The organism is Streptomyces sp. NPDC090022 (assembly GCF_044748145.1).
Classification (GTDB): Bacteria; Actinomycetota; Actinomycetes; order Streptomycetales; family Streptomycetaceae; genus Streptomyces.
Genome location: NZ_JBIVFN010000001.1, coordinates 926,779 through 950,098 on the forward strand (window position 1 = coordinate 926,779; position 23,320 = coordinate 950,098).

Sequence of the window (23,320 nt, forward strand, 5' to 3'; positions counted from 1 at the left end):
CATGGGATTCACGGTCTTCGACGCGGGGGACCTGCCCGCCGAGCACCGGTTCGAGTGGTGGCGCGAGACGGTCAGCAAAGGCGCCGGCCCGACCCGCGTGACGGCCGACCACCCGGCCGATTTCACCGTCAGCATGGGCGTGCTGCCCCTGGACGAGGTCACGATCGCGCGGATGTCCTTCCCCGCGATGAGCTCGGAGCGGACCGACCGGCTGATCCGCCGCTCCGACCCGGAGACGTACGAACTGACGCTGCTGCTCAGCGGGTCGCTCCAGGTGGCCCAGGCCGGCCGGGAAACGGCGCTGTCGGCGGGGGATTTCAACCTGTGGAGCTCGTCCCTCCCCTCCCGCAGCCGGGCCCCGGTCGGCGGACCGGGCACCGCGCCGTCCGACGCGCTCGTGCTGCACCTGCCCCGCTCCCGGGTCGCCCTCCCGGAGTCCCGGGTGGACCGGCTGCTGGCCGGGGGGTCGCTGTCGCACCAGGGCGTCGGGGCGGTCCTGGCCCGGCACCTGACCTCGGTGGTACAGGAGGCCGAGCACCTGAGCGACGTGGACGGCCGCCGCCTCGGCGCCATCACGGCGGACCTGGCGACGGCCTTCCTCGCGCACCACATCGACGCCGCGGACAGCCTGCCGCCGCCCACCCGGCACCGTATGCTGCTCGGCCGCATCGACGCCTTCATCGGCGACAACCTCGCCGACCCGGAGCTGTCCCCGCAGGTCGTCGCAGCCCGCCACCACATCTCCGTCCGGCTGCTCCACCGGCTCTTCGAAGGGCGGGGGGAGACGGTGTCCGCGACGATCCGCCGACGCCGGCTCGAACGCTGCTCGGCCGATCTCGTCGACCCGCGCTACGCGGACCTGCCGGTCCATGCCGTGGGCGCGCGCTGGGGATTCAGGGACCCCGCGTCGTTCAGCCGCAGCTTCCGGGCCGCCTTCGACCGCACACCCCGGGACCACCGTCACACACACGGTGCCACCCCGTAGGAAAGGGGGTCCCGTTCGCTGCGTGCGGTAGCTTGCCCGCCATGACTGTTCTCGGACCCGTCGCCTGGCCACCCGCCCCGATCACGACCGACCGCCTCGTGCTCCGCGCATCCGAGGCCCGGGACCGTGCGGCGTTCATCGAGTTGTTCGCCTCGCCGGAGGTGGGTGCCTACGTCGGCGGTGCCCGGCCGCGCGACGAGCTCGAGCGCGCGGTGCCCGAAGTGCCCGGCCGGCGCCCCGGGTTCTTCGTGATCGATCTCGACGGCGCGATGATCGGCATGGTCACGCTCGACCCGCGCGACCCGGGGCGTCCGGGTCACATCCGTCCGGGCGGCGCGGAGACCGAGCTCGGCTACATGTTCCTGCCGGCGGCATGGGGACGCGGGTACGCCGCCGAGGCCTGCGCGGCGGTACTCGACTGGCTCGGTGCCGCGCGCCCCGGCGAGCCGGTGGTGCTCTGCACCCGGACTGCCAACGACCGCGCGATGCGGCTGGCGGTGAAGCTCGGTTTCGCCGAGGTGGAGCGGTTCGAGGAGTTCGGCGCCGAGCAGTGGTTCGGGGTGCGGCCGTCGGCGACGCCGGCCGGGTGAGCCCGCGCACCGGTGGGGGGCGTGACCTCCCGCTGCCCCGGCAACGTACCGGGCCGGCCGGTGCGGGGATCAGTGCACTCTCGTGTCAACTCCAGGGCACGGAAGGAAAAGCCGGGCGGTGGTTCCGATCGTACTTTCGGGGTGTGCCCGGCCGCGGAGGACGCGGCGGGCCCGATACCGATCGATCCGAAAGGACCACCCGTGTTCGACATCACCAAGGTGCAGGCCGCCCCGAGCGCCGATCTCCTCACCCCCGACAACTCGGTCATGCTCTTCGTGGACCACCAGCCGCAGATGTTCTTCGGCACGGGGAGCGGTGATCGCGCCGCGATCATCAACAGCACCGTGGGTCTCGCCAAGGCGGCCCGGGCGTTCGACGTGCCGGCCGTGCTGACCACGGTCGCCGCCGAGTCCTTCTCCGGGCCCCTGCTGCCGCAGCTCGCCGAGGTGTTCCCCGAGCAGGACGTCATCGACCGTACGTCCATGAACGCCTGGGAGGACGAGGCGCTGGTGGCCGCCGTCAAGGCGACCGGGCGCAAGAAGATCATCCTGTCCGGTCTGTGGACCGAGGTCTGCCTGGTGCTGCCCGCCCTCTCCGCGCTGGAGCAGGGATACGAGGTGTACGTGGTCTCCGACGCCTCCGGCGGCGTCAGCCCGGCCGCCCACGAGCACGCGCTGCAGCGGATGCTGGCCGCCGGCGCCGTGCCCGTCACCTGGGTGCAGGTGCTCCTGGAGCTCCAGCGCGACTGGGCGCGGCAGGAGACGTACGGCGCGGTCATGGAGATCGTCAAGGCCCACGCCGGCGCGTACGGCCTGGGTGTCGTCTACGCGCAGGCCGTCATCGGCGAGCACGCGGCCGGCTGACTCCCTTGGATACCGGCATTCTGATCCTGCGTCTGCTGGTGGGTCTGCTCATCGCCGGCCACGGGGTGCAGAAGGTCAGCCCGTACCTGGGCGGCAGGGGGCTCGACGGCGGTACGGAGGAGTTCCGCGCCGACGGTTTCCGCGGCGGGGTCCTCACCGCCCTGGCGGCGGGCGGCGGCCAGATCGGATCCGGTCTGCTGCTCGCCGCCGGCGCCCTCACCCCGCTCGCCGTGACCGGGGCCGTCGGGGTCATGACGGTCGCCCTGACCGTGAAGTGGCACAACGGCCTCTGGGTGCAGAACGACGGCTACGAGTACCCGCTCGTCCTCATCGGCACCGCCGCCGCCCTCGCCGCCACCGGCCCCGGCGCCTGGTCCGTCGACGCGGCCCTCGGCCTGACGCCGTACCCGCTGTGGTGGGCGGCCCTCGCGCTCGCGGCCGGGGTCGGCAGCGGGCTGCTCACCCGGCTCGTCCTGCACCGGCCCGCCGCACGAGCGCGGCGGACCGCCGCCCCCGGCGGGCGCTGAGCACGAGCCGTACGGACCGGGTCCGGCCGCCCCGCACCCCCGACCGGCGGCCGGGCCCTCCCACCCTGTCCCCCTTTCCGCCTCTCGCCCGCCCTCGCGTGCCTTGACGACCCCTCACGACCAGCCGTGGCCGTACCCGCAGGAGTACCCGATGGACACCGCAACCCCACCCACCACCGCTTCACCAGCAGCCACGACCGAACCTGTGACCGCGGCCCCGGGCGGCGGCCGGCCGCTGCTGCACCAGAAGGGCGCCGAGACCCGGAAGTTCGGCACCCTCAAGCAGCTGCCGATCGGCGTGGAGCCGGTTCCCGTCATGCTGTCGCGGCTCCTCGACGCACACGAGCGGATCCTCATCGACGCCCGCGACGCCACCACCGGCCGCGTGACCGTGGAGACCGACGACGGCGCCACCCTCGGCTGCGACGAGGTGCTGGTCGCCGTCGGCCGCCGGCCGCCGCCCGCGCACCGCGGACCTCGGCCTGGAGAGCGTCGGCCTGCCGGCGGGGGGACCGCTCACGGTCGACGACACCTGCCGTGTCACCGCCCTCGACGACGCCTCCCGCGACCGGGCCTGGCTCTACGCCGTCGGCGACGTGAACCACCTGGCGCCGCTGACCCACATGGCCAAGTACCAGGCGCGCGCCTGCGCCGCGGCGATCGCCGAGCGGGCCGCGGGCCGTCCGGCCGCCACCGGTGACGGGCAGCCCTGGAGCATCCGGGCCGGCCACGCCGCCGTGGCGCAGGCCGTCTTCACCCGCCCCGAGGTCGCGAGCGTCGGGCTCACGGAACGCGCGGCGCGCGAGGCCGGCCTCGCGGTCCGGGTGGTGGAGTACCGCATCGACGACGTCGCCGGCGCCGCGCTGCACGCCGACGACTATCGCGGCCACGCCAAACTCGTCGTCGACGACACCCGCCGGGTCGTCGTCGGCTGCACGTTCACCGGCCCCATGGCGACCGAGCTCATCCACACGGCCACCGTCGCCGTCGTCGGGGAGGTCCCGCTCGACCGGCTGTGGCACGCCGTGCCCGCCTTCCCGACCGTGAGCGAAGTCTGGCTGCGACTGCTGGAGGCGTACGGCCTCTGAGACGACGGCTCCCCCGTCCGTTCCGCCGCGACGGCCCGCCCGCTCCCGGGCGGCCGCCGCCCCGCCCGCTGGGCGAGCGATCCCTTCCCGCCCCACCCGCACACCCGGCCTCCCGAGGAAGAACCCGCATGCCGAACCGCCCGACCCACGAAGGCGCTGCCCAGGCCTTCGCCGACACCACCGCCGCGCCCCCGTTCCGCGCCGTCGAGACCCTGAGCGAGACCCTGCGCGAGGCCCTGGCATGAGCGGGCCGACGACGAGCACGCCGATGCCGGACATGCCGGCCGCGAGCATGCCCGTGGCGGGCGTGGGCCCCGCCACGGCCCAGCGGACGGGAACCGGAGCGGGAGCGGAAGCGGCCCGGGCCGACCTCCTCGTCCGCAACGCGAAGGTCTTCACCGGCGACCCCGGCCGCCCCCACGCCCGCGCCGTCGCGATCCGCGACGGCCGGATCGTGGCCCTCGGCGACGACCACGACCTCGCGCCCCTCGTCGGGCCGGGCACCCGGGTCGTCGACGCGCTCGGCCGCCGGGTCGTCCCCGGCCTCAACGACTCGCACCTGCACGTCATCAGGGGCGGCCTGAACTACGTCCTGGAGCTGCGCTGGGACGGGGTACGCAGCCTGCGCCGCGCGCTCGCCATGCTGCGCGAGCAGGCCGGCCGCACCCCCAAAGGCCAGTGGATCCGGGTCGTCGGCGGCTGGACCGCCGAACAGTTCGCCGAGCGCAGGATGCCGACCGTCGCCGAGCTGAACGCCGCCGCCCCGGACACGCCCGTGTTCGTCCTGCACCTCTACCAGTCGGCCCTGATGAACCGGGCCGCCGTACGGGCCGCGGGATTCACCCGGGACACCCCCGATCCGCGGGGCGGCCAGATCGTACGGGGCCGCGACGGCGAACCCACCGGGGTCCTCCTCGCGGCGCCGAGCGCCCTCGTCCTGTACTCGACCCTGGCCAAGGCGCCCGCCCTCGACGAGGCCGCCAGGAGGACCTCGACGCGGCACTTCCTGCGGGAGCTGAACCGGTTCGGGCTGACCTCGGCGGTCGACGCCGCCGGCGGCTTCCAGAACTTCCCCGACAACTACGCCACCGTCATCGACCTGGCCCGCTCGGGCGAGCTGTCGCTGCGGATCGCCTACCACCTGTTCCCCCAGACGGCCGGTCAGGAACTCGCCGACCTCACCCGCTGGACCGAGACGGTCCGGCCCGGCGACGGCGACGAATGGCTGCGGCTTAACGGTGCCGGCGAGAACCTGACCTGGGCCGCCGCCGACTTCGAGAACTTCTCCGAACCCCGTCCCGAGCTCGCCGCGGACTACGAGGGCGAGTTCGAGAAGGCCGTCCGGCTGCTGCTGGAGAACGGCTGGGGCTTCCGGCTCCACGCTACGTACGACGAGACGATCCGCCGCGACCTGGCCGTGTTCGAGAAGCTCGCCGCGGAGGGACTCTTCCCCGGCGACAACCGCTGGCTGTTCGACCACGCGGAGACCGTCTCGCCCGCCAGCCTGGACCGGATCGCGGCCCTCGGAGGCGCCCTGTCCGTCCAGAACCGCATGTCCTTCCAGGGCACCGCCTTCCTCGACCGCTACGGCGCGGAGGCCGCCGCCCACGCCCCGCCGGTCCGGGCCATGCTCGACCGGGGCCTGACCGTCGCCGCCGGCACCGACGCCACCCGCGTCTCCTCGTACAACCCGTGGGTCGCGCTGCACTGGCTGGTGACCGGGCGCACCGTCGGCGGCACGCGGCTGAACCCGGCCGGGAACCCGGTCGGCAGGGAGACCGCGCTCGGCCTCTACACCCGCGGCGGGGCTCTCCTCACCGGCGAGCAGGACGTCAAGGGCGTGCTGCGGGAAGGTTGTCACGGCGATCTCGCGATCCTGTCCGAGGACTTCCTGACCGTGCCCGAGGAGACCATCCCCGACATCGAGGCCGTGCTCACGGTCGTCGGCGGCCGCATCGTCTACGCGAGCGCGGAGTACGAGGGACTCGACGAGGCCGTTCCGCCCATCAGCCCGCAGTGGAGCCCCGTGGCCCACTTCGGCGGCTACCAGAGCGGTGCCCGCCAGGCCGAGCTGGTGACCGAGGCCGCCGCCGAGTCCGAGCTGCACCGGCAGTGGCGCGCGGCCCGGGGCTCCGCGCCCCGGGCACCGCAGCCGTTCCTCGACCCCTGCTTCGAGCACTGAGCGTTCGAGCACCGAGCGTTCGAGCACCGAGCGTTCGAGCACCGAGCGTTCCAGCACCGAGCGTTCCCCACCGAGCGTTCCAGCACCGAGCGAAACGAGAGTTCCCCACGATGAGCACAACCCCCTCCGCACCCGGCGCCGACGGCGCCGACGACCCGCCGCGGCCCCGGCCCGACGCGCCGCCCGGACGCCGCTTCGAACCGGACCTCCGGTCGATGACCCGCATCACCCTGCGCCCCATCGCCTCACCCATGCCGCTGGGCTTCTTCACGGTGGCGATCGCCTCCGTGATGACCGGGTCCCTGCAACTCGGGCTCTTCGAGGACGGGGCCCGCGTCGCCGTCGCCCTGTGCGTGCTGCCCGCCTTCGCCCTGCAGTTCCTGGTGAGCGTCCTGGCCTTCGGCGCCCGCGACGTCATCGCGGCGACGCTGATGGCCGTCTTCGCCGGCAGCTGGCTGGCGTACGCGCTCGTCATGTCCACCGGCGCGCCCGACGGCCTGCCGGTGCTGGGCGTCTTCAACCTGGCGCTGCTCTGCTTCGGCGCGCTGATGGCGGCCGTGACACGGCCCAAACGGGCCCTGTGGCTCGTCCTGGTGGTCTCCCTGCCCCGCTGGGCGGCCACCGGCCTGGCCGGGCTGACCGGCGCCGAGTGGCTCACGCGGACCTCGGGCGCCCTCGGCCTGCTGGTGGCGCTCGTCGCGATGTACGCGGCGTTCGCGCTGATGCTGGAGGACATGCGCAGCGAGGAGGTCCTGCCCATCGGCCGCAGCGGCCCGGCCCACGCCGCCGTCGAGGGCGACCTCGCGGTGCAACTGCGTAATCTGGAACGCCAGGCGGGTGTGCGCCGCACGCTCTGAACCACCGCCCCGCCGCCCCACCGCCCCGCCCCCGAACACAGCGACCGCAACAGGAGCATGCATGCAACCGCAGGTGAAGGACCGGCCCGAGCGATCGCGCTACGAGGTCCTCGCCGGTGACGACGGCGTCGAGACCGCCGGATTCGCCGAGTACTTCCTCTCCGAGGGCGAGATCGCCTTCATCCACACCGAGATCGATCCCCGGTTCGGCGGCCAGGGCCTGGGCGGTCTGCTCGCCCGGGGCGCCCTGGACGACGCCCGGGCCCGCGGGTTGCACGTCCTGCCGTACTGCCCCTTCATCCGGGGCTGGATCGGCAAGCACCCCGAGTACGCGGACCTGGTGCCCGAGGCGCACCGCGCCCGCTTCGGCCTGTGAACCACGGGCCCGCGACAGCCGCCCGCCACCGCGTCCGTACGCCGCTGACCTCGAACGATTGGTCGATGTCGTTCGAGCGCTGATAGCTTCGGGTCGTCCCCCGAGAACGCCTGGGGGGCGATCGGAGGAAGCACACCCATGAGGTTCGGCGCGAGGCTCGCGCTCGCCGTCATCACCCTCGTCGCCACGGTCACCGCCTGCGGTGCGCCCGGCGGCAGCGGCCCGCGGAACCACGCGGCCACCGACTGCGGCCCGTACGCGCGCTACGGCGAGCACCCCGGTACCGAGGTCACCGTCTACGCGTCGAACCGGGACCGGGAAGCCGACCTGTTCGAGGAGACGTGGGCGGACTTCGCGGCCTGCACGGGCATCGACGTCCAGTACGAGGGAGACGGGGAGTTCGAGGCCCGGATCCAGCTCCGGTCCGACGGCGGGAACACCCCCGACGTCGCGTTCTTCGCTCAGCCCGGGCTCCTGGAGCGCTTCGCGCGCGCCGGCCGGCTCAAGCCCGCCGACCCCGAGCTCGCCACGCTGGCGCGGCAGGGCTGGTCGGCGGACTGGAACAGCTACGCCACCGTGGACGGCACGCTGTACGGCACCCCGCTCGTCGCCAACGTCAAGTCGTTCGTCTGGTACGCGCCGGCGTTCTTCCGGGACCGGGGGCTGAGCGTGCCCCGTACCTGGGCCGAACTGATGGACGTGACGGAGAAGGTCGCGGCCTCGGGCGTCACGCCGTGGTGCGTGGGCGTCGAGTCCGGGGAGGCGACCGGCTGGCCCGTCACGGACTGGATCGAGGACGTCCTGCTGCGCCAGCAGGGAGCGGACGTCTACGACCAGTGGGTCGCCCACCGGATCCCCTTCGACGATCCGCGCGTGATCGAGGCCATGGACACCGTGGGATCGGTCCTGAAGAACGACCGGTACGCCAACGGCGGTTTCGGACCGGCCCGTTCGATGACCTCGATCACCTACCAGGAGGCCGGCCTGCCGGTCCTCTCCGGCGAGTGCGCGATGCACCGGCAGGCCTCGTTCTACGCCGAGCAGTGGCCGCGGGGGACCCGGATCGGACCGGACGGGGACGTGTACGCCTTCCTCCTTCCGGGAAAGGAACCGGCCGACCAGCCGGTGCTCGGCGGCGGGGTGTTCGCGGCGGCGTTCGCCGACCGGCCCGAGGTCCGGGCCTTCCGGGCGTACCTGGCGAGCGCGGACTTCGCCGAGACGCGCATGAAGAAGGGCCCGTTCGTCTCGGCGCACAAGGACGTGGACCCGGCCGACGCCGCCAACCCGGTCGACCGGCTCTCGATCGAGCTGCTCCAGGACCCCAGGACGCGGTTCCGGTTCGACGGCTCGGACCTGATGCCGGCGACCGTCGGCGCGGGGACCTTCTGGAAGGGTGCCGTCGACTGGGCCGGAGGTCGGGCCACCCGGCCGGTGGCCGACGCGATCGAACGGTCCTGGCCGAGTCCCTGATGTCGTTCGACCTGCTCGCCCAGCAGCCCAAACTGCTGTATCTGCTCCAGGGCGTCGGCGCGTTCGCGGCCGTGGTCTGTCTCGTCCTGCTGGTGCTCCACCGGGGCCCGGCGCGCGGTGGGGGCGCCGCCGTCCTGCTGCTGGCCCCCGCGCTCCTGCTCCTGACGGCCGGCCTGTTGCTGCCCGCCCTGCGGACCCTGATGCTGTCGTTCACGGACGACGAGGGCACCGCGTGGGTCGGACTCGACAACTACGCGTGGACGCTCACCGACCCCGGGGCCCTGCTCGCGTTGCGCAACACCCTGATCTGGGTGGTGCTGGTGCCCCTGCTGGTGACCGCGGTCGGCCTGCTCTACGCGGTCGCCGTCGCACGGTCGCGGCTGCGCTCGCCCGCCCTGTGCCTCCTGCTGCTGCCGATGGCGATGTCCTTCGTCGGCGCGGGCCTCATCTGGAAGTTCGTCTACGCCTACCGACCCGCCGGGGCGGACCAGATCGGCCTGCTCAACCAGCTCGTGGTGGCGTTCGGCGGCGAGCCGCGCCAGTGGCTCGTGGACGCGCCCTGGAACGTCCTGTTCCTCGTCGTCGCGATGGTGTGGACCCAGGCGGGCTTCGCGGCGGTCCTGCTGACGGCCGCGATCCGGGCCGTTCCCGGTGAGCTGACGGAGGCGGCCCGGCTGGACGGCGCCCGGCCCCGGCAGGTCTTCCGGTACGTCACCCTGCCCGTGATCCGACCCGCGCTGCTCGTCGTGGTCCTCGCCGAGGCGATCGGCACGCTGAAGGCCTTCGACATCGTCAAGACCATGACCGCCGGCCGCTTCGGCACGGGCGTCCTCGCCCACGAGATGTACGACCAGGCGTTCCGCTACGGCCGGACCGGCCGCGGCGCGGCCCTCGCCGTCCTGCTCTTCGCCCTCGTCACACCGGTGGTGGCCCACCAGGTGCGGGCGCGGCGGAGCGCACGATGAGCCGGGTACGGGAACGGCTGACCTCCCGCGCGTTCGCGTGGGCCGCCGTCGTGATCGCGCTGCTGTGGACGACGCCGACCCTCGGTCTGCTCCTGTCCTCCTTCCGCCCCGCCGACGAGATCAAGACGACGGGCTGGTGGACGGTGTTCGGTGCGCCGCACCTCACGTTCGACAACTACCGCGAGGTCCTGTTCGGTTCCCGGAACGGGTCGGGCCGGCTCGCCGACCACCTCGTCAACTCGCTCGTCATCACCCTCCCCTCGGTGCTGTTCCCGCTGGTCCTGGCCTTCCTCGCGGCGTACGCGCTGGCCTGGACCGACTTCAGGGGGCGGGACGCCGTCGTGGTCGCCGTCTTCGCGCTCCAGGTCGTGCCCCTCCAGATGGCGCTCGTGCCCCTGCTGAGGCTCTTCTCCCAGGGGTGGCTGTTCCTGCCCGCCTGGAACGTGGACGGTCCGGCCCGGTTCGGTCACCTCTGGTTCGCCCACACCGCCTTCGCGCTGCCGTTCGCCGTGTTCCTCCTCCACACCTGCCTGGCCGGACTGCCGCGCGAACTGATCGAGGCGGCCCGGGTCGACGGCGCCTCGCACCGGACGGTGCTGCTCCGGATCGTCCTGCCGCCGGCCGCGCCCGCCCTGGCCACGTTCGCGGTCCTGCAGTTCATCTGGGTGTGGAACGACCTGCTGGTCGCGCTGACGCTGTCCGGCGCGGCGGCCGGGACGGCGCCGGTCCCGGCCGCCCTCGCGGCCATGGCCGGGACCCGCGGCAACGAGTGGCAGCGGCTCACCGCCGGAGCGTTCGTATCGGCCGTCGTCCCGGTGATCGTGTTCCTCTCCCTCCAGCGGTACGTCACCCGGGGACTCCTCGCGGGATCGGTCAAGGGATGACCGCGCGGGAGGAGGAGACCGGGAGCCCCGGCCCGGACGGACCCGCCGTGGGCCGCCCCGATCCGCGCCGCCCCGACGCGAGCGGCCCCGATCCGCGCCGCCCCGACGTGGGCCGCCCCGACGCGCGCCGCCCCGGCCTGAGCCGGCCCGGACTGCGGGGCCGCGAAGCCGAGCTGGGCCGGCTGCGCGCCCTGGTCGAGGCCGTGCGCGGCGGCGGCGGGGAGATCGCCGTACTGCGGGGGGAGCCGGGCATCGGCAAGACCGTCCTCCTGGAGGAGACGGTCGCCTTCGCACGCGCCCACGGGTTCCTCGTCAGCCAGGGACGCGCCGAGGAGCTCCACGAGCTGGCGCCGCTCGCCTCCCTCGCCTCGGGTCTCCTGCACGGCGACCCGCCGCTGCTGTCCGCGGTGGACTTCGCGGACCTCGCCGGCCACCACGACCAGCGCATCTGGCTCGTGGAACGGCTCGCCCAGCTCATCGAGGAGCGCGCGGCGGGCACCCCCGTCCTCATCGCGATCGACGACGTCCAGTGGACCGATCAGCTCAGCCGGTTCGCCCTGAACGTCCTGCCGGCCCGCCTGTTCAGCTCCCCGGTCCTGTGGCTGCTCGCCACCCGGGAGGACCCCGGCCTGCGCGCGGACAGACCGCGCGCGACGACGGTCGCGCTGCGGCCGCTGCCCGACGCGGCGCTCGCGGAGCTGGCGCGCGACGCGCTCGGCGAGGACGTGCCCGAGCGGGTCACGCACCTCCTGGACGGCGCGGCGGGCAACCCGTTCCTCGCCTCGGAGCTGCTGGCGGGCCTCGCCGCCTCGGACGCCGACGCGAACACGCCGCCCGAGCGGCTGGTGGTCGGCGTACGCGGCAGACTGGCCGCCCTGCGGCCCGACACCCTGCACTTCCTGCGGATCGGCTCCGTCCTGGGACGCGCCTTCCGGCTCGCCGACGCCGCGATGCTGTGCGGCCGCCCCGCGACCGATCTCATCGGCGCCGTCGACGAGGCGGTCACCACCGGCCTCCTCCACGACGACGGCGAACGCCTGGTGTTCCGCCACGACCTGCTGCGCCAGGCCGTGTACGCCGACCTCGCCCCCTCGGTACGGCGGGCGCTGCACCGGGAGGCGGCGAGCCGGCTCGTGGCGGCGGGCCGGACCCCCGCCGACGCCGTCCCGCACCTGCTCCACAGCGCCGACCCCGGGGACCACGAGGCGGTCCGGCTGCTGGGCCGGGCGGCCGCGGACGTCCGCGCCGTCATGCCCGACCTGGCCGCGGACCTGGAGTCGCGTGCCCTGGACCTGCTGCCGCCCCACGATCCCGAGGCGTTCGCAGCCGGGGAACGCGCCATCGCCGCCCTCACCCGCGCCGGCCGCTACACCCGGGCCCGGGAGACCGGTGATCTGCTGCTCGCCCGGCAGCCGCCGCTGGAGACCTTCGCCCGTCTGCAGTGCGCGCTCGGCGACGCGCTGTGGCACCTCGACGACATCCACGAGCTGACCCGCCGTACGTCGGCGGCTCTGGCCGCGGTCACCGACCCGGCCGTCTCCGCCCGGCTGACGGCCCGGCAGGCACTGGCGCAGTCGCGCGGCCGCGACCTGAGCCTCGCCCGCCGGACCGGGGAGCTGGCCCTCGCCGCGGCCGGGCGCGCGGGCGACCGCGAGGCCCGCGTCGCCGCTCTGTGGGGGCTCGGCGAGATCGCCCTCAACGACGGCGCGTGCGAGACGGCCCTGGGCCACCACGCGGCCCTGGCCGCCTTCGACCCGGCCTTCCTGCCCGAGGAGGTCGTCGCACGCGTCCACATGGACGACTTCGACGGCGCCGACCGCCTGCTGAGGGAGGCCGGCGACGAACCCCTGCGCCCCGCCATGCTGATGTGGGCGCAGGGCGGCCTCAGGCTCGGGCTCGGCCGCCTCGACGACGCGGAGAGCGACCTCGTCACCGCCGAACGGCTGGAGGCGGACATCGGCGTGCCCGGCAACCTGGTCAACATCCGGGTCCACCGGGGTCTGCTGGCGATCCTGCGCGGCGACCGCGACGCCGCCCGCGAACACCTCGGCATCATCAGGGTGACGACGGCCGCCCGGCCGAACGCCGGCAACCACGCCGCCCACCAGTACCTCGAGGCCGTCCGCGCCGACGCCGACGGCGACCACGCGGCAGCGGCCCGGCGGATCCGGTCCGCCCAGCGCGACCACCCGTTCGGCCGCTGGCGGATCCTGCGCACCCGGTTCGTCGACGCCGTGAGGATCGCCCTGCGCGCCGGGGACACCCCGCTGGCCGAGGACCTCGCGGCCCAGGCCGCCGCGTACGCCGCCCGCAACCCCGGCGTGCCCACCGCACAGGGGATGGCGGACCACGCGGCCGCCCTGGTGACCGCCGACACGCGACGGCTGGAGCGGGCCGTACGGATCCTCGAGGACGGCCCCCGCCCCCTGCACCTCGCGGCGGCCTGCGCCGACCTCGGGCGCGCCCTGCCGGCCGCCGCCGCGGTACCCGCCCTGACCACGGCCCACGAGCTGTACGCGCGGGCCGGGGCCGCCGCCGAGGCCGACCGGGTCCGGGCGGACCTGGACCGGGCCACCTCCCGCGCCGGCCGGCGGCGCGCCCCGACCCGGCCACGGCCCCGCGAGGGCTGGGACGCGCTCACCGCCTCCGAGCGCACGGTGGCCCGGCTGATCGCCGCGGGCCACACCAACCGCTCGGCCGCGGCGGCCCTCGTCGTCTCCCCGCACACCGTCAACACCCACCTGGCCTCGGTCTTCCGCAAACTCTCCGTCAGCTCCCGGGTCGACCTGACCCGGTTCCTCCTGGCGCAGGGGGAGACCGGGGCGGCCGGCCCGGCCGCGCCCGCCAACACTGCACCCCTGGGCAAGAACCAGTGCAGCGCACGACAACGGACGACCCTTTCCCCGCCCTAACGTGACGGCGTCCAGGGCCGCGCCGACGCGCGGACCAGCCGCACCACGAATCGAGGAACGACCCATGCCGTACATCACCGTGGGCCAGGAGAACTCCACCGCCGTCAACCTGTACTACGAGGACCACGGAGCCGGACAGCCGGTCGTCCTCATCCACGGGTTCCCCCTCGACGGCCGCTCCTGGGAGCGCCAGAGCGCCGCGCTGCTCGACGCCGGCCACCGCGTGATCACCTACGACCGCCGCGGTTTCGGGCAGTCCTCCCACCCGACCGCCGGCTACGACTACGACACCTTCGCCGCCGACCTGAACACCGTGATGGAGACCCTCGACCTGCGCGACGCGGTCCTCGTCGGCTTCTCCATGGGCACCGGTGAAGTCGCCCGCTACCTGTCCGCGTACGGCTCCGCCCGCGTCGCCAAGGCAGCCTTCCTGGCCTCGCTGGAGCCCTGCCTGCTCAAGAGCGAGGACCACCCGGACGGGGTCGCGCCGAAGGAGTTCTTCGACGGTGTGGTCGCCGCCGTGCAGGCCGACCGGTACGCCTACTACACCGCCTTCTTCCACGACTTCTACAACCTCGACGAGAACCTGGGCACCCGCATCAGCGAGGAAGCCGTCCGCAACAGCTGGAACACCGCCGCCGCCGGCGGCACGTTCGCCGCGTCCGCCGCGCCGTCGACCTGGTACACCGACTTCCGCGCCGACATACCGGCCGTGGACGTCCCCGCCCTGATCCTGCACGGCACCGCCGACCGCATCCTGCCTGCGGAAGGCACCGCACGCCCCTTCCACAAGGCGCTCCACGCCGCCGACTACGTCGAGATCGAAGGCGCCCCGCACGGCCTGCTGTGGACCCACGCGGCCGAGGTCAACGCCGCGCTCCTGGCCTTCCTCGCGAAGTGACGCCCGGCGTGGGGCCGGGGCCGCCCCGGCCCCCCCCCCCCCCCCCCCCCCCCCGCGGGGCCGCCCCCCCCCCCCCCCCCCGGGGGGGGCGGGCGGGCCCCGGGGGGGGCGGGCCCCCCCCGGGGGGGGGGGGCGCCCCCCCCCCGCGCGGGGGGGGGGGGGCGGGCCCCCCCCCCCCCCCACGCCCCGCAGGCCCCGTCCCTTCTGGCCGGCCGACCACACCCGGCGCATGGTGGCGCTCTGCTCATCCGCCTGCACGCGGACCGGCTGACCGAGTCGGTCCGCGCCGAACTCGACGCCGTGACCGCGGCCGACGGCCTGATCGTCGTCACGCCGGTGTTCACGGCCTCCTGCAGCGGGCTGTTCACGTCCTTCTTCGACGTGTTCGGCCCGGACGCCCTCACCGGCACACCGGTCCTGATCGCGGCGACCGGGGGCACCGCGCGGCACTCCCTGGTCCTGGAGCACGCCCTGCGCTTCGACTGAAGCCCCAAGAAGCGTTCATACTGATCCGCCGTACCGCGCGTGGAGCTCCGGCGTCATCCCGTGCGGCCCCCGGCCGGCGGAAAAGAGTGAACGGCATGACGACAGGGCCAGGCCCCTCTTCCGAGGAGCCCGACGGCGGGCCGACGCCGCTGCGCGGCCGGGCGGCGGAGCAGTCGTTCATCGAAGCACGGCTCGACGCCCTCGGCCGCGGCGCGGGCGGGATCGTACGGATCGAGGGCCCGGCGGGGATCGGCACGTCCAGGATGCTCGCGGCCGCGTCGGCGTCCGCACGACGGCGCGGCATACGGGTGTTCCACGGGGGAGTGGACCCCGACGCGCCGCCGGTCCCGCTCGGCCCGCTGCTGGAGGGGCTGCTCGCGGGCCCGGAGCCGCTCGCCGACGCCGACCGGCTACGGGACCTGGCGACGGTGCCCGGTCAGCGGTTCTGGCTGCTGCGGGAACTGGCCGACCGCCTGCGGGAGGCGGCCCGTGACCGGCCGCTGCTGATCGTCCTCGACGACTTCCAGTGGTGCGACGACCTGACCCTGCTCACGCTCGGCACCGTCGTGACCGAACTGGCCCCGCACGCGATCCTCTGGCTGGTGGCCGTCCGGGGTGCCGTCGTACCGCCGGGCGTGCGCACGACCCTGGACCGGATGCGGCGGGCCGGCGCGCACGAACTCGTCCTGGGGCCGCTCACGGACCGGGCGAGCGCGCGGATCGCCGAGGACGTCCTGGGCGCGGTTCCCGGACCGGACGTCCTCGGCCTCGTCCGCACCGCCGGGGGCGTGCCCGCGCTGCTGGTCGAACTGCTCGGCGCCGTACGGGAGGAGGAGGCGGTGACGATCGAGAACGGGACGGCGGCACTGACCGCCGGCGCCTTCCCGGTGCCCCCGCTGCCCTCCGTCGCCCGCCGCCTCGACCGGCTCTCCGCGGCGGCGCGCGAGCTGGTGGAGACGGCCGCCGCCGTGGGCGCCCCGGTCACCGTCGCGCGCCTCGCCGAGCTGCTCGGCAGGTCGCCGGCCGCACTGATCACTGCCGTACGGGAAGCCCTGGACGCCGAACTGCTCACGGAACAGGGCGACTTCCTGGCCTTCGGCCACGATCTGGTCCGCCGCGCGGTCGCGGCCGGGCTGCCGCCCTCGGTACGCCAGAGCCTGTACCGGCACGCCGCCGACGAGCCGGGCGGCGGCGCGCCGGCCGCCGGCCCGCGCGGCGGCGCCGCGCCGGCCGACAATCCGCCCGCCCCGCAGGCCGGTCAGGGGCGCCCCGGCGATGGCCGCGGGGAGAGCGACCGGCTGCGTACCGCCGCGGCGGAACTCGCGAGCACCGCCCCCGCGGCCGCCGCGGAGCTGGCTCTGCGGGCCCTGGACGGCATCGCCGCGGACGCTCCCGAGCGGCCGCGGCTCGTCGCCGAGACCATCCCGCTGCTCTGGCAGGCTGGGCGGCCGGCCCGCGCGCGCGACCTCGGCGCCTCGGCCCTGGCGAGCCGCGAGCCCGGCGGCGATGCCCCGGCCGCCGCCCCGGGGGCCGAGGACGAGGCCCGGATACGCCTCGCCCTGGCCCGCCTGTCCAGCCAGTTCGACTTCACCGAGACGGTCCGCCAGGCCCGGACCGGCGCCGCACTGCCCGGGCTCCCGGCGGACCTGCGGGCCCGGCTGCTGGCGCTGGCATGCCTGGGCCTGGCGATGTCGGGCGAGAACGAGGCAGCCGAACGGGCCCTGCCCGCGGCGCTGGCGGCCGCCGGGGAAGCCGGGGACCGTACGGCGGAAGCCACGCTGGCGGTGGTCGAATCGGCCGTCCGCTTCGCCCGGTCGGACTGGGCCGACGCCCTGCGCCGGGCGGACCGGGCCACGGCCCTCGCCGCCGGCCTCGGCATCGTCCATTCCCTCTGGGTTCCCGAAGCCCTCTGGCACGGCTTCCTGCTGAACCTCGCGGGCCGCTCCCGCGCGGCGCTCGCCGTCGCCGACTCCGGTGTCCGCGGCAGCCGGAACCAGGGCCAGGCGGCCACCACGTGCCTGTGGCTCATGAACCGCACCCGGGCCCTCCTGGACGCCGGACGGCTCGCGGACGCCCGGGCCGACGCGGAGGCCGCCGCCGCGCTGACGGACGAACTGGGCCTCGGCGACTTCGCCGACCTCACCCTCCGGTACGCGATGACGCGCGTCGCCCTCCACACCGGCGACCGGGCGGCCGCCCGGACGTGCGCGGCCGAGGCCCGGCGCATGCGCGCCGGCGGCCCACCCCTGGTCCGTACGGCCGGCTCCTGGCTCCTCGCCCTGCTGGCCGACGCCGAAGGCCGGCCCGACCGGGCCCTGGCCGCCCTCGACGAGCTCCTGCCCGCGCCCGGCGCACAACGGCCCGCACCCGACCCGGACACACCGTCACCCACCGCCCCCGGCCCGCTCCTCACCGCCCCGCTCGACCCCGCCGACACCCCCGTCCTCGTCCGCATCGCCCTGCGGGCGGGCGCACTCGAGCGGGCCGTGCCCGCCGTCCACGCCGCCGAGCGACGGGCCGCGGACAACCCCGGCATCCCGCTCCTGGCCGCCGGCGCCGCCCACGCGCGTGGACTGCTCGACAACGACCTCGGCCACCTCGTGCGCGCGGTCCGGCTGTACGAGGACTGCCCCCGGCCGATCGCCCGCGCATCCGCCCTGGAGGACGCCGGACGCAGACTCGCGGCCACCCGGCTGTCCGACGCCGTGCCGTACCTGGAATCGGCCCTCGCCCTCTACACCCGGGCCGGGGCCGACCGGGACGCCGCACGCGTCCGCCGGCGCCTGCGCGCCGCCGGCATCCGGCGGCGGCCGTCGACGGCCGGACACGACAAGGAATGGCCCGAACTGACGGGCGCCGAGCTCCGGGTGGCCCGCCTCGTCGCCCAGGGGCTGACCAACGCGCAGGTGGCCGAGCACCTCTCCCTCTCGCCGCACACGGTGGGCTCGCACCTGCGCCGCGCCTTCACCAAGCTCGACCTCACCTCGCGCGCGGACCTGGCCCGCCTGGTGACCACCCGGGACGACGGAGCGTAATCGCTTCGTATCCCCTGCCGGTGCCCCGTCAATGCACGATTCGTGCGATGTGCGGGCCCCGGCCGTTCCTCAAAAATGATCAATGCCGCGGCGGGCCGGAAGGCGGCGCGCTCCGCGGGAACCCAGGTGGTCGAGAGAGGAACAGTGCATGACCGTCAGTCCCCAGCGAGCGCGACCCGGCAGTACGGAGCTCCAGGCGCTCGTCGACGACCTCGCGGAGACCCTGGGCCGCTCCGTCGTCGTCGACGATCCGCTGGTCCGCATGGTGTGCACGAGCCGCCACTTCGGCGACGAGGACCCGGTACGCGTCGGCACCCTGCTCCAGGGCCGCGCCGACAGCGCCACGGTCCGGTACGTCCTCTCCCTGGGCGTGGCCCGGTGGACGCGCCCCGGATTCGTCGACGGCCGCCCGGACCTCGGACTGCTGCCCCGCTACGTCGTGCCGCTCCGGGCACGCGGGCACCTCCTCGGGCTGCTGATGATCGTCGCGCCGGACCAGGCCCTCGCCGAACACGAGACCGCCGCCGTGGCGCGGGCCGCCGAAGCGATGGCCACCCAGATGTACGGCGAACAGCTGGCCTCCGACACCCGCAGGTCCGACGAACGCACCATGGTGCTGGAGCTGCTGGACACCGACCTCGCCACGCGCACCGCCGCCCGCCGGCGGGCCCTGGAACTCGGACTGATCGGCGAGGCGGGGCACGTCCTGGTCAGCACCGTCCAGCTGTGCCGCGGCACCGAGCCCGGGCGGCAGTCCGACACGGCCCTGTGGGCGGCGCTGGAGGGTCTGCGCCGGACGCGTACCGCACAGGGTCTCGTGGCGGTCTACCAGGAGCGGGCGGTCCTGCTCCAGTTGCGCGACCGGCCGCCCGCGCCGGAGGAGATCGAGGCCCAGTGCGCGCGCATCCTGGAGGAACTGCGCACGTTCCTGGACCCGTCGGCGGTCCCCGTCATCGGCGTCGGCGGACGGCAGCAGGGCCTGGCCCACGCCTGGACGTCGTACGAGCAGTCGCAGGTGGCGGCCCGCGCGGCCCGCCGGCTGCCCTCCCTGGAGGGCGTGGGCGACTGGGAACGGCTCGGCGCGCTCGCGGTGCTCCTCCAGCTCCCCGAGCACGCCCTGAACCCGTCCCTCGTGCCGGAGCCGCTGCGGATGCTCGACCGGGCCCACGGCGGCGACCGGCTGCGGGACACGCTGCGGTGCTTCCTCGAGAACGCCGGGTCGATCCCGAGGACCGCGGACGCGCTGAGCCTGCACCGCACCTCGCTCTACTACCGCCTGCGCCAGATCCAGGAGATCACCGGACTCGACCTGGACGACGGCGCCCACCGGCTCACCCTGCACCTGGGCCTCAGGATCGGGGAGCTCCTCACCGCGGCCGCCCCCGCGCACACGTGACTTCGACAGAACGAGAATGATCCGCCCCCCGATTCCTACAGCACGCGGTGGTGGCGGCGCCGCGCCGCCTCCGAGGATGGACGGGACGGGGTGGGCCCGCCGGCCCGCCCGTGAACAGGAAGGACGCGATGAACGAAGTGATCACGACCGACGGCACGCGGATCGCCTACCGGGACACCGGCGGCGAGGGCGTCCCCCTGCTCCTGCTGCACGGCTGGGGCCAGACGCAGGAGATGTTCCGGCACCAGACCGAGGGCCTGGCCCCCGGCCGCCGCATCGTCACCCTGGACCTGCGCGGGCACGGTCGGTCCGGCAAGCCGCGGTACGGCTACCGCATCGCCCGGCTGGCCGCGGACGTACGCGAAGTCGTCGACCACCTCCGGCTGGAGCGCTTCGACGCGCTCGGCTGGTCCATGGGCGTATCGGTGTGGTGGAGCTTCATCGACCAGTACGGCACCGGCCGGATCCGGCGCTTCGTCGCCGTCGACCAGCCGGCGGCCGTCGCCGCCGCTCCCTGGCTGACCCGGCAGGAGCAGCAGGAGTCCGGTGCCATCTTCGACGTGCCCGGACTCCTCGCCCTGTGCGCCGCGCTCGCCGGGCCGCAGGGCGACACGGTGCGCGCCGACTTCGTGCGCGGCATGTTCTCCGGCGATCCCGACCCGGAGCTGCTCGCCTTCGTCGCACGGGAGATCACCTCGACCCCCGCGCACGCCGGCGTACCGCTGCTCTTCGACCACTGCGCCCAGGACTGGCGCGACGTCCTGCCCAGGATCGACGTACCCACCCTGGTGATCGGCTGCGAGGGCAGCCATGTGCACCCCGACGCGCAGCGCTACATAGCCCGGCGGATCCCCGGCGCGCGGCTGCACGTCTTCACCTCCGACGAGGCGAACTCGCACTTCCCCTTCCTGGAGAACCCGGCCGCCTTCAACGCGGTGGTGGAGGAGTTCCTGGAGGAGTTCCTGGCCGAGGAGTCCCCGGACCCCCGGTCCTGACCCGGCCACCGCCACGCACCGTTCGGTGGGAGTACCCATGACACAGACGCCGACCCCGACCCCGACCCCGTCGTGGCTCGTGCAGATCCTTTCCACGATGCCCGGCGACGACGGCGACGGAACGTTCCTCTACCTCGGCATGCACGTCCACGGACCGGTCACGGTCGTCCGCGACGGGGCGACGAGCCCCCTGCGGCCGGGTGACCTCGTCTTCTGCGACCCGGCCCGTCGCCACCTGCTGCACTTCGGCGACGACTGCCAGATGATCTTCTTCCGGATCCCGCGCTGCTACGTGGGCGTCACGGAGCCCGAGCTGCGGCGGGTGGTGGGCGTCCCCGTGCGCGGCGGAGAGGGCCTGGGCGCCCTGGTGTCGGACTTCCTCTCAGCCTTCGCCGCGAAGTCGGAGTTCCGCCGGTCCACGATCGGGGACGGACCGGCCCGTACGGCCGTTCACCTCCTGTCCGTGCTGGTCATGGAGCTCCTCGAGCCGGTCGCGGCCGGCGGGCCGGCCGGGGCCGGCCCGCCGAGGGCGGGCGACGAAACGCTGTCCCGGATCCGGTCCTTCATCGAGGAGCACCTGCGGGACCCGGACCTCTCCCCGGAATCGATCGCACGCGCCCACCACATCTCCGTCCGCTACCTCCACCGGCTCTTCCAGAACGACGGCATGACGGTGAGCCAGTGGGTGCGCCGGCGCAGGCTGGAGTCCTGCCGGATCGAACTGGGCAGGTCCCGGCGCCGGTTCACCGTGGCCGCGGTGGCCCGCCGCTGGGGCTTCACCAGCCCCTCGCACTTCAGCCGCTCCTTCCGCGGCGCGTACGGCATGTCCCCGACCGAATGGCAGTCCCTGGCGGCATCGGCCCCGTCCCCGGCACTTCCGGCACCCCGGCGGCGCTGACGAGGGCCGGGTCATGAGCGCGGACGGTCCGCCATCGCGCGATCGGACTCGCCGCGCAGGACGCAGCCGCTCGATCTCCTCGTTCCGCACTGCGGAGATCATGCGTGGCAGCCTGCCTGCCCGGGGCTCGATCCGCCACCGTCCCCCTCCACTGACGCGCATGGCATGCCGTATCAGTGAGCTGGTCATCGACTGCGCGGACCCCGAGGGGCTCGCCGCGTTCTGGAGCGAGGTCCTCGGCTACGTCGAACACGGCCGGGAGGACGACGGAAGCATCGCGATCGGGCCGCCCGGCGCCGGCTTCGGCGGCCCGCAGCCCCTCCTCGTCCTCAATCCGAGCACCGACCCGCGGCCGGGCAAGCTCCCCTGCAGCGCGACGGTCCGCGGCGGAGCGTTGTGGGAGCGTGTGTCCGGCGCCGCGCGCCCGGCGCGCACGACCCGGCCCGCCGCGGGCGGCCCTCCCGGCCCCGCCTCACGGGCCGGGACCGGCCGCTCCGATTGTCACTCTATTCCCGCCTGGGGATGACTTGCGTAGTTTCACGCTTCTTCGCGTGCTTATGCTTCACCCGCTATGACGGAAAGTCAGAACTCCCCCTCCTTATGCGAAGCAGCCGACGTGGTCGTCCTCGGCGCCGGTCCCGCCGGGCTCGTTCTCGCAACCCTCCTGCACGCCGCCGGGATCGACTGCGTCGTCCTGGAACGCGCTTCCCGGGCCCACGTCCAGACCCGGGCCCGGGCCGGGTTCCTCGTGCCGAACACCGTGCGGATCCTGGACCGTCACGGCCTCGCCGACGGCCTGCACCGGCACGGCCGCCGCCACGGCACGTGCGAGTTCCGGACGGCCGACGGCCGGTTCCGCCTGGACTACGGCACCCTCGGCCACGGCGAGCAGCACCACGTCTACCCGCAGCAGAACCTGGTCACCGACCTCCTGACGCGCTACCTCGACCGCGGTGGGCGCGTCCGCTTCCACACCGAGGCGCTCGCCGTGCACGACGCCGACACCCCCCGGCCGTCCGTCACGACGCGCGAGCCCGACGGCCGCCCCGCCCGGTGGGCCGCCCGCTACGTCGCCGGCTGCGACGGACGGCACGGAGCGGCCCGCCGCTCCCTGCCACCGGGCGCCGTCCGCCACCTCCACGACCACGGCGTGACCTGGCTCGGCCTGCTCGCCGGGACACCGCCGAGCCTCGACGCCGTCGGCTACGCCCTCCACGACCGCGGTTTCGCCGGACACATGGCGCGTACCGCGGAGATCACCCGCTACTACCTCCAGTGGCCGCGCGGTGTCCCGGCCGACGCCTGGCCCGAGCTGCGGATCTGGGACGAGCTCGACCTCCGGATGCGCGCCGCGGAGTACGGCCCGCTGCGCCGGGGCCCGTTCCTGGAACGCGGGATCGTCGACCTGACCTGCGATGTCGTCGAACCGCTGCGGCACGGTTCGCTCTTCCTGGCGGGCGATGCGGCGAGCCTGTCGGCCCCGGCCGCCGCGAAGGGCGCCAACCTGGCGGTGCTGGAGGCCGAGCTCCTGGCGCAAGGCCTCGTCGACGCCCTCGCCCGGGGCGACATGAGGGCCCTCGACCGGTACTCCGACCAGTGCCTCGCCCACATCTGGCGGGCGCAGGAGTTCACCGGGTGGCTGACCCGGCTGCTGCACGCGGTTCCGGACCGGGACGAGGGTCCCGAATCGCCCTTCCACGCCGCTCTGCGGCGCTCCCGGCTCGACTCGCTGCGCACCTCGCGCGTCCACCAGGACTGGTTCGCCGAGAACTACGTCGGCGTGTGACGGCCGAGGCGGCCCACCCCCTACCGCCACCCGGCCTCCCCGTCCCCACCCGCGGGACCGCCACCCCTGCTTGCCCTGCCCGCCGCCTGCTGTGCCACGCCCGGGCAGCGCCGCCCCGCCCAC

Annotated in this window: 19 protein-coding genes and 1 pseudogene; all 20 read left to right on the forward strand. The window is 74.7% G+C overall.

Annotation, left to right across the window (positions count from 1 at the left end; all coding sequences use genetic code 11):
* Nucleotide 1: 1 nt before the first annotated feature.
* The 20 genes and pseudogenes from ACIPXB_RS04150 (at nt 2) to ACIPXB_RS04245 (ending at nt 23,197) form a co-directional block, all read left to right on the forward strand.
* Nucleotides 2-985: a helix-turn-helix domain-containing protein gene (locus ACIPXB_RS04150; protein WP_401444247.1), complete on the forward strand. Its 984-nt coding sequence runs from the start codon at nt 2-4 to the stop codon at nt 983-985.
* Between the two features lie 41 nt (nt 986-1,026).
* Nucleotides 1,027-1,575, forward strand: coding sequence for a GNAT family N-acetyltransferase (locus ACIPXB_RS04155; RefSeq protein WP_401444249.1), 549 nt, complete (start codon nt 1,027-1,029; stop codon nt 1,573-1,575).
* A gap of 201 nt (nt 1,576-1,776) precedes the next feature.
* Nucleotides 1,777-2,439 carry a hydrolase gene (locus ACIPXB_RS04160; RefSeq protein ID WP_401444250.1) on the forward strand — a complete coding sequence of 221 codons (663 nt, stop codon included), beginning with the start codon at nt 1,777-1,779 and terminating at the stop codon, nt 2,437-2,439.
* Nucleotides 2,440-2,444: 5 nt separating this feature from the next.
* The gene (locus tag ACIPXB_RS04165; protein ID WP_401444251.1) at nt 2,445-2,966 is read left to right on the forward strand and encodes a DoxX family protein; all 522 of its coding nucleotides are present in this window, start codon (nt 2,445-2,447) and stop codon (nt 2,964-2,966) included.
* A 596-nt stretch (nt 2,967-3,562) separates the two neighbouring features.
* A complete protein-coding gene (locus ACIPXB_RS04170) occupies nt 3,563-4,054 on the forward strand; it encodes a hypothetical protein (RefSeq protein WP_401444252.1) in 492 nt (163 codons plus the stop codon).
* Between the two features lie 241 nt (nt 4,055-4,295).
* Nucleotides 4,296-6,236: an amidohydrolase gene (locus ACIPXB_RS04175; protein WP_401444253.1), complete on the forward strand. Its 1,941-nt coding sequence runs from the start codon at nt 4,296-4,298 to the stop codon at nt 6,234-6,236.
* A 110-nt stretch (nt 6,237-6,346) separates the two neighbouring features.
* Entirely contained in the window at nt 6,347-7,093 is a 747-nt protein-coding gene (locus tag ACIPXB_RS04180; protein WP_401444254.1) for a GPR1/FUN34/YaaH family transporter, read from the forward strand.
* A gap of 61 nt (nt 7,094-7,154) precedes the next feature.
* Nucleotides 7,155-7,469 carry a GNAT family N-acetyltransferase gene (locus ACIPXB_RS04185; RefSeq protein ID WP_401444255.1) on the forward strand — a complete coding sequence of 105 codons (315 nt, stop codon included), beginning with the start codon at nt 7,155-7,157 and terminating at the stop codon, nt 7,467-7,469.
* Between the two features lie 138 nt (nt 7,470-7,607).
* A complete protein-coding gene (locus ACIPXB_RS04190) occupies nt 7,608-8,939 on the forward strand; it encodes an ABC transporter substrate-binding protein (protein WP_401444256.1) in 1,332 nt (443 codons plus the stop codon).
* The gene (locus tag ACIPXB_RS04195) at nt 8,939-9,904 is read left to right on the forward strand and encodes a carbohydrate ABC transporter permease (RefSeq protein ID WP_401444257.1); all 966 of its coding nucleotides are present in this window, start codon (nt 8,939-8,941) and stop codon (nt 9,902-9,904) included. Before ACIPXB_RS04190 ends, ACIPXB_RS04195 begins: the two co-directional genes overlap by 1 nt.
* Nucleotides 9,901-10,788 carry a carbohydrate ABC transporter permease gene (locus ACIPXB_RS04200; protein WP_401444259.1) on the forward strand — a complete coding sequence of 296 codons (888 nt, stop codon included), beginning with the start codon at nt 9,901-9,903 and terminating at the stop codon, nt 10,786-10,788. The genes ACIPXB_RS04195 and ACIPXB_RS04200 overlap by 4 nt, the downstream gene beginning before the upstream one ends.
* Entirely contained in the window at nt 10,785-13,700 is a 2,916-nt protein-coding gene (locus ACIPXB_RS04205; RefSeq protein WP_401444260.1) for an AAA family ATPase, read from the forward strand. Before ACIPXB_RS04200 ends, ACIPXB_RS04205 begins: the two co-directional genes overlap by 4 nt.
* Before the next feature lie 64 nt (nt 13,701-13,764).
* On the forward strand, nt 13,765-14,601 hold the full coding sequence (locus ACIPXB_RS04210) for an alpha/beta fold hydrolase (protein ID WP_401444263.1): 837 nt from the start codon (nt 13,765-13,767) through the stop codon (nt 14,599-14,601).
* A 276-nt stretch (nt 14,602-14,877) separates the two neighbouring features.
* Nucleotides 14,878-15,078, forward strand: a pseudogene (locus ACIPXB_RS04215) (NAD(P)H-dependent oxidoreductase); the annotation flags it as partial.
* 104 nt (nt 15,079-15,182) lie between these two features.
* On the forward strand, nt 15,183-18,122 hold the full coding sequence (locus ACIPXB_RS04220) for an AAA family ATPase (protein WP_401444266.1): 2,940 nt from the start codon (nt 15,183-15,185) through the stop codon (nt 18,120-18,122).
* A gap of 148 nt (nt 18,123-18,270) precedes the next feature.
* Nucleotides 18,271-19,518: a PucR family transcriptional regulator gene (locus ACIPXB_RS04225; protein ID WP_401444268.1), complete on the forward strand. Its 1,248-nt coding sequence runs from the start codon at nt 18,271-18,273 to the stop codon at nt 19,516-19,518.
* Between the two features lie 128 nt (nt 19,519-19,646).
* Nucleotides 19,647-20,513: an alpha/beta fold hydrolase gene (locus ACIPXB_RS04230; RefSeq protein WP_401444271.1), complete on the forward strand. Its 867-nt coding sequence runs from the start codon at nt 19,647-19,649 to the stop codon at nt 20,511-20,513.
* A 37-nt stretch (nt 20,514-20,550) separates the two neighbouring features.
* Nucleotides 20,551-21,411 carry a helix-turn-helix domain-containing protein gene (locus ACIPXB_RS04235; RefSeq protein WP_401444274.1) on the forward strand — a complete coding sequence of 287 codons (861 nt, stop codon included), beginning with the start codon at nt 20,551-20,553 and terminating at the stop codon, nt 21,409-21,411.
* A gap of 160 nt (nt 21,412-21,571) precedes the next feature.
* Complete coding sequence (locus ACIPXB_RS04240) at nt 21,572-21,937, forward strand: VOC family protein (protein WP_401444277.1); 366 nt, start codon at nt 21,572-21,574, stop codon at nt 21,935-21,937.
* 45 nt (nt 21,938-21,982) lie between these two features.
* A complete protein-coding gene (locus ACIPXB_RS04245) occupies nt 21,983-23,197 on the forward strand; it encodes a 4-hydroxybenzoate 3-monooxygenase (protein ID WP_401444280.1) in 1,215 nt (404 codons plus the stop codon).
* The last annotated feature ends 123 nt before the right edge of the window (nt 23,198-23,320 follow it).

Coding starts and splice junctions, on each gene's coding strand:
- ACIPXB_RS04210 (WP_401444263.1), top strand. CDS start 13,765: ATGCCGTACATCACCGTGGGCCAGGAGAACTCCACCGCCGTCAACCTG.
- ACIPXB_RS04235 (WP_401444274.1), top strand. CDS start 20,551: ATGACACAGACGCCGACCCCGACCCCGACCCCGTCGTGGCTCGTGCAG.
- ACIPXB_RS04185 (WP_401444255.1), top strand. CDS start 7,155: ATGCAACCGCAGGTGAAGGACCGGCCCGAGCGATCGCGCTACGAGGTC.
- ACIPXB_RS04220 (WP_401444266.1), top strand. CDS start 15,183: ATGACGACAGGGCCAGGCCCCTCTTCCGAGGAGCCCGACGGCGGGCCG.
- ACIPXB_RS04240 (WP_401444277.1), top strand. CDS start 21,572: ATGGCATGCCGTATCAGTGAGCTGGTCATCGACTGCGCGGACCCCGAG.
- ACIPXB_RS04205 (WP_401444260.1), top strand. CDS start 10,785: ATGACCGCGCGGGAGGAGGAGACCGGGAGCCCCGGCCCGGACGGACCC.
- ACIPXB_RS04155 (WP_401444249.1), top strand. CDS start 1,027: ATGACTGTTCTCGGACCCGTCGCCTGGCCACCCGCCCCGATCACGACC.
- ACIPXB_RS04245 (WP_401444280.1), top strand. CDS start 21,983: ATGACGGAAAGTCAGAACTCCCCCTCCTTATGCGAAGCAGCCGACGTG.
- ACIPXB_RS04230 (WP_401444271.1), top strand. CDS start 19,647: ATGAACGAAGTGATCACGACCGACGGCACGCGGATCGCCTACCGGGAC.
- ACIPXB_RS04195 (WP_401444257.1), top strand. CDS start 8,939: ATGTCGTTCGACCTGCTCGCCCAGCAGCCCAAACTGCTGTATCTGCTC.
- ACIPXB_RS04150 (WP_401444247.1), top strand. CDS start 2: ATGGGATTCACGGTCTTCGACGCGGGGGACCTGCCCGCCGAGCACCGG.
- ACIPXB_RS04175 (WP_401444253.1), top strand. CDS start 4,296: ATGAGCGGGCCGACGACGAGCACGCCGATGCCGGACATGCCGGCCGCG.
- ACIPXB_RS04190 (WP_401444256.1), top strand. CDS start 7,608: ATGAGGTTCGGCGCGAGGCTCGCGCTCGCCGTCATCACCCTCGTCGCC.
- ACIPXB_RS04180 (WP_401444254.1), top strand. CDS start 6,347: ATGAGCACAACCCCCTCCGCACCCGGCGCCGACGGCGCCGACGACCCG.
- ACIPXB_RS04225 (WP_401444268.1), top strand. CDS start 18,271: ATGACCGTCAGTCCCCAGCGAGCGCGACCCGGCAGTACGGAGCTCCAG.
- ACIPXB_RS04200 (WP_401444259.1), top strand. CDS start 9,901: ATGAGCCGGGTACGGGAACGGCTGACCTCCCGCGCGTTCGCGTGGGCC.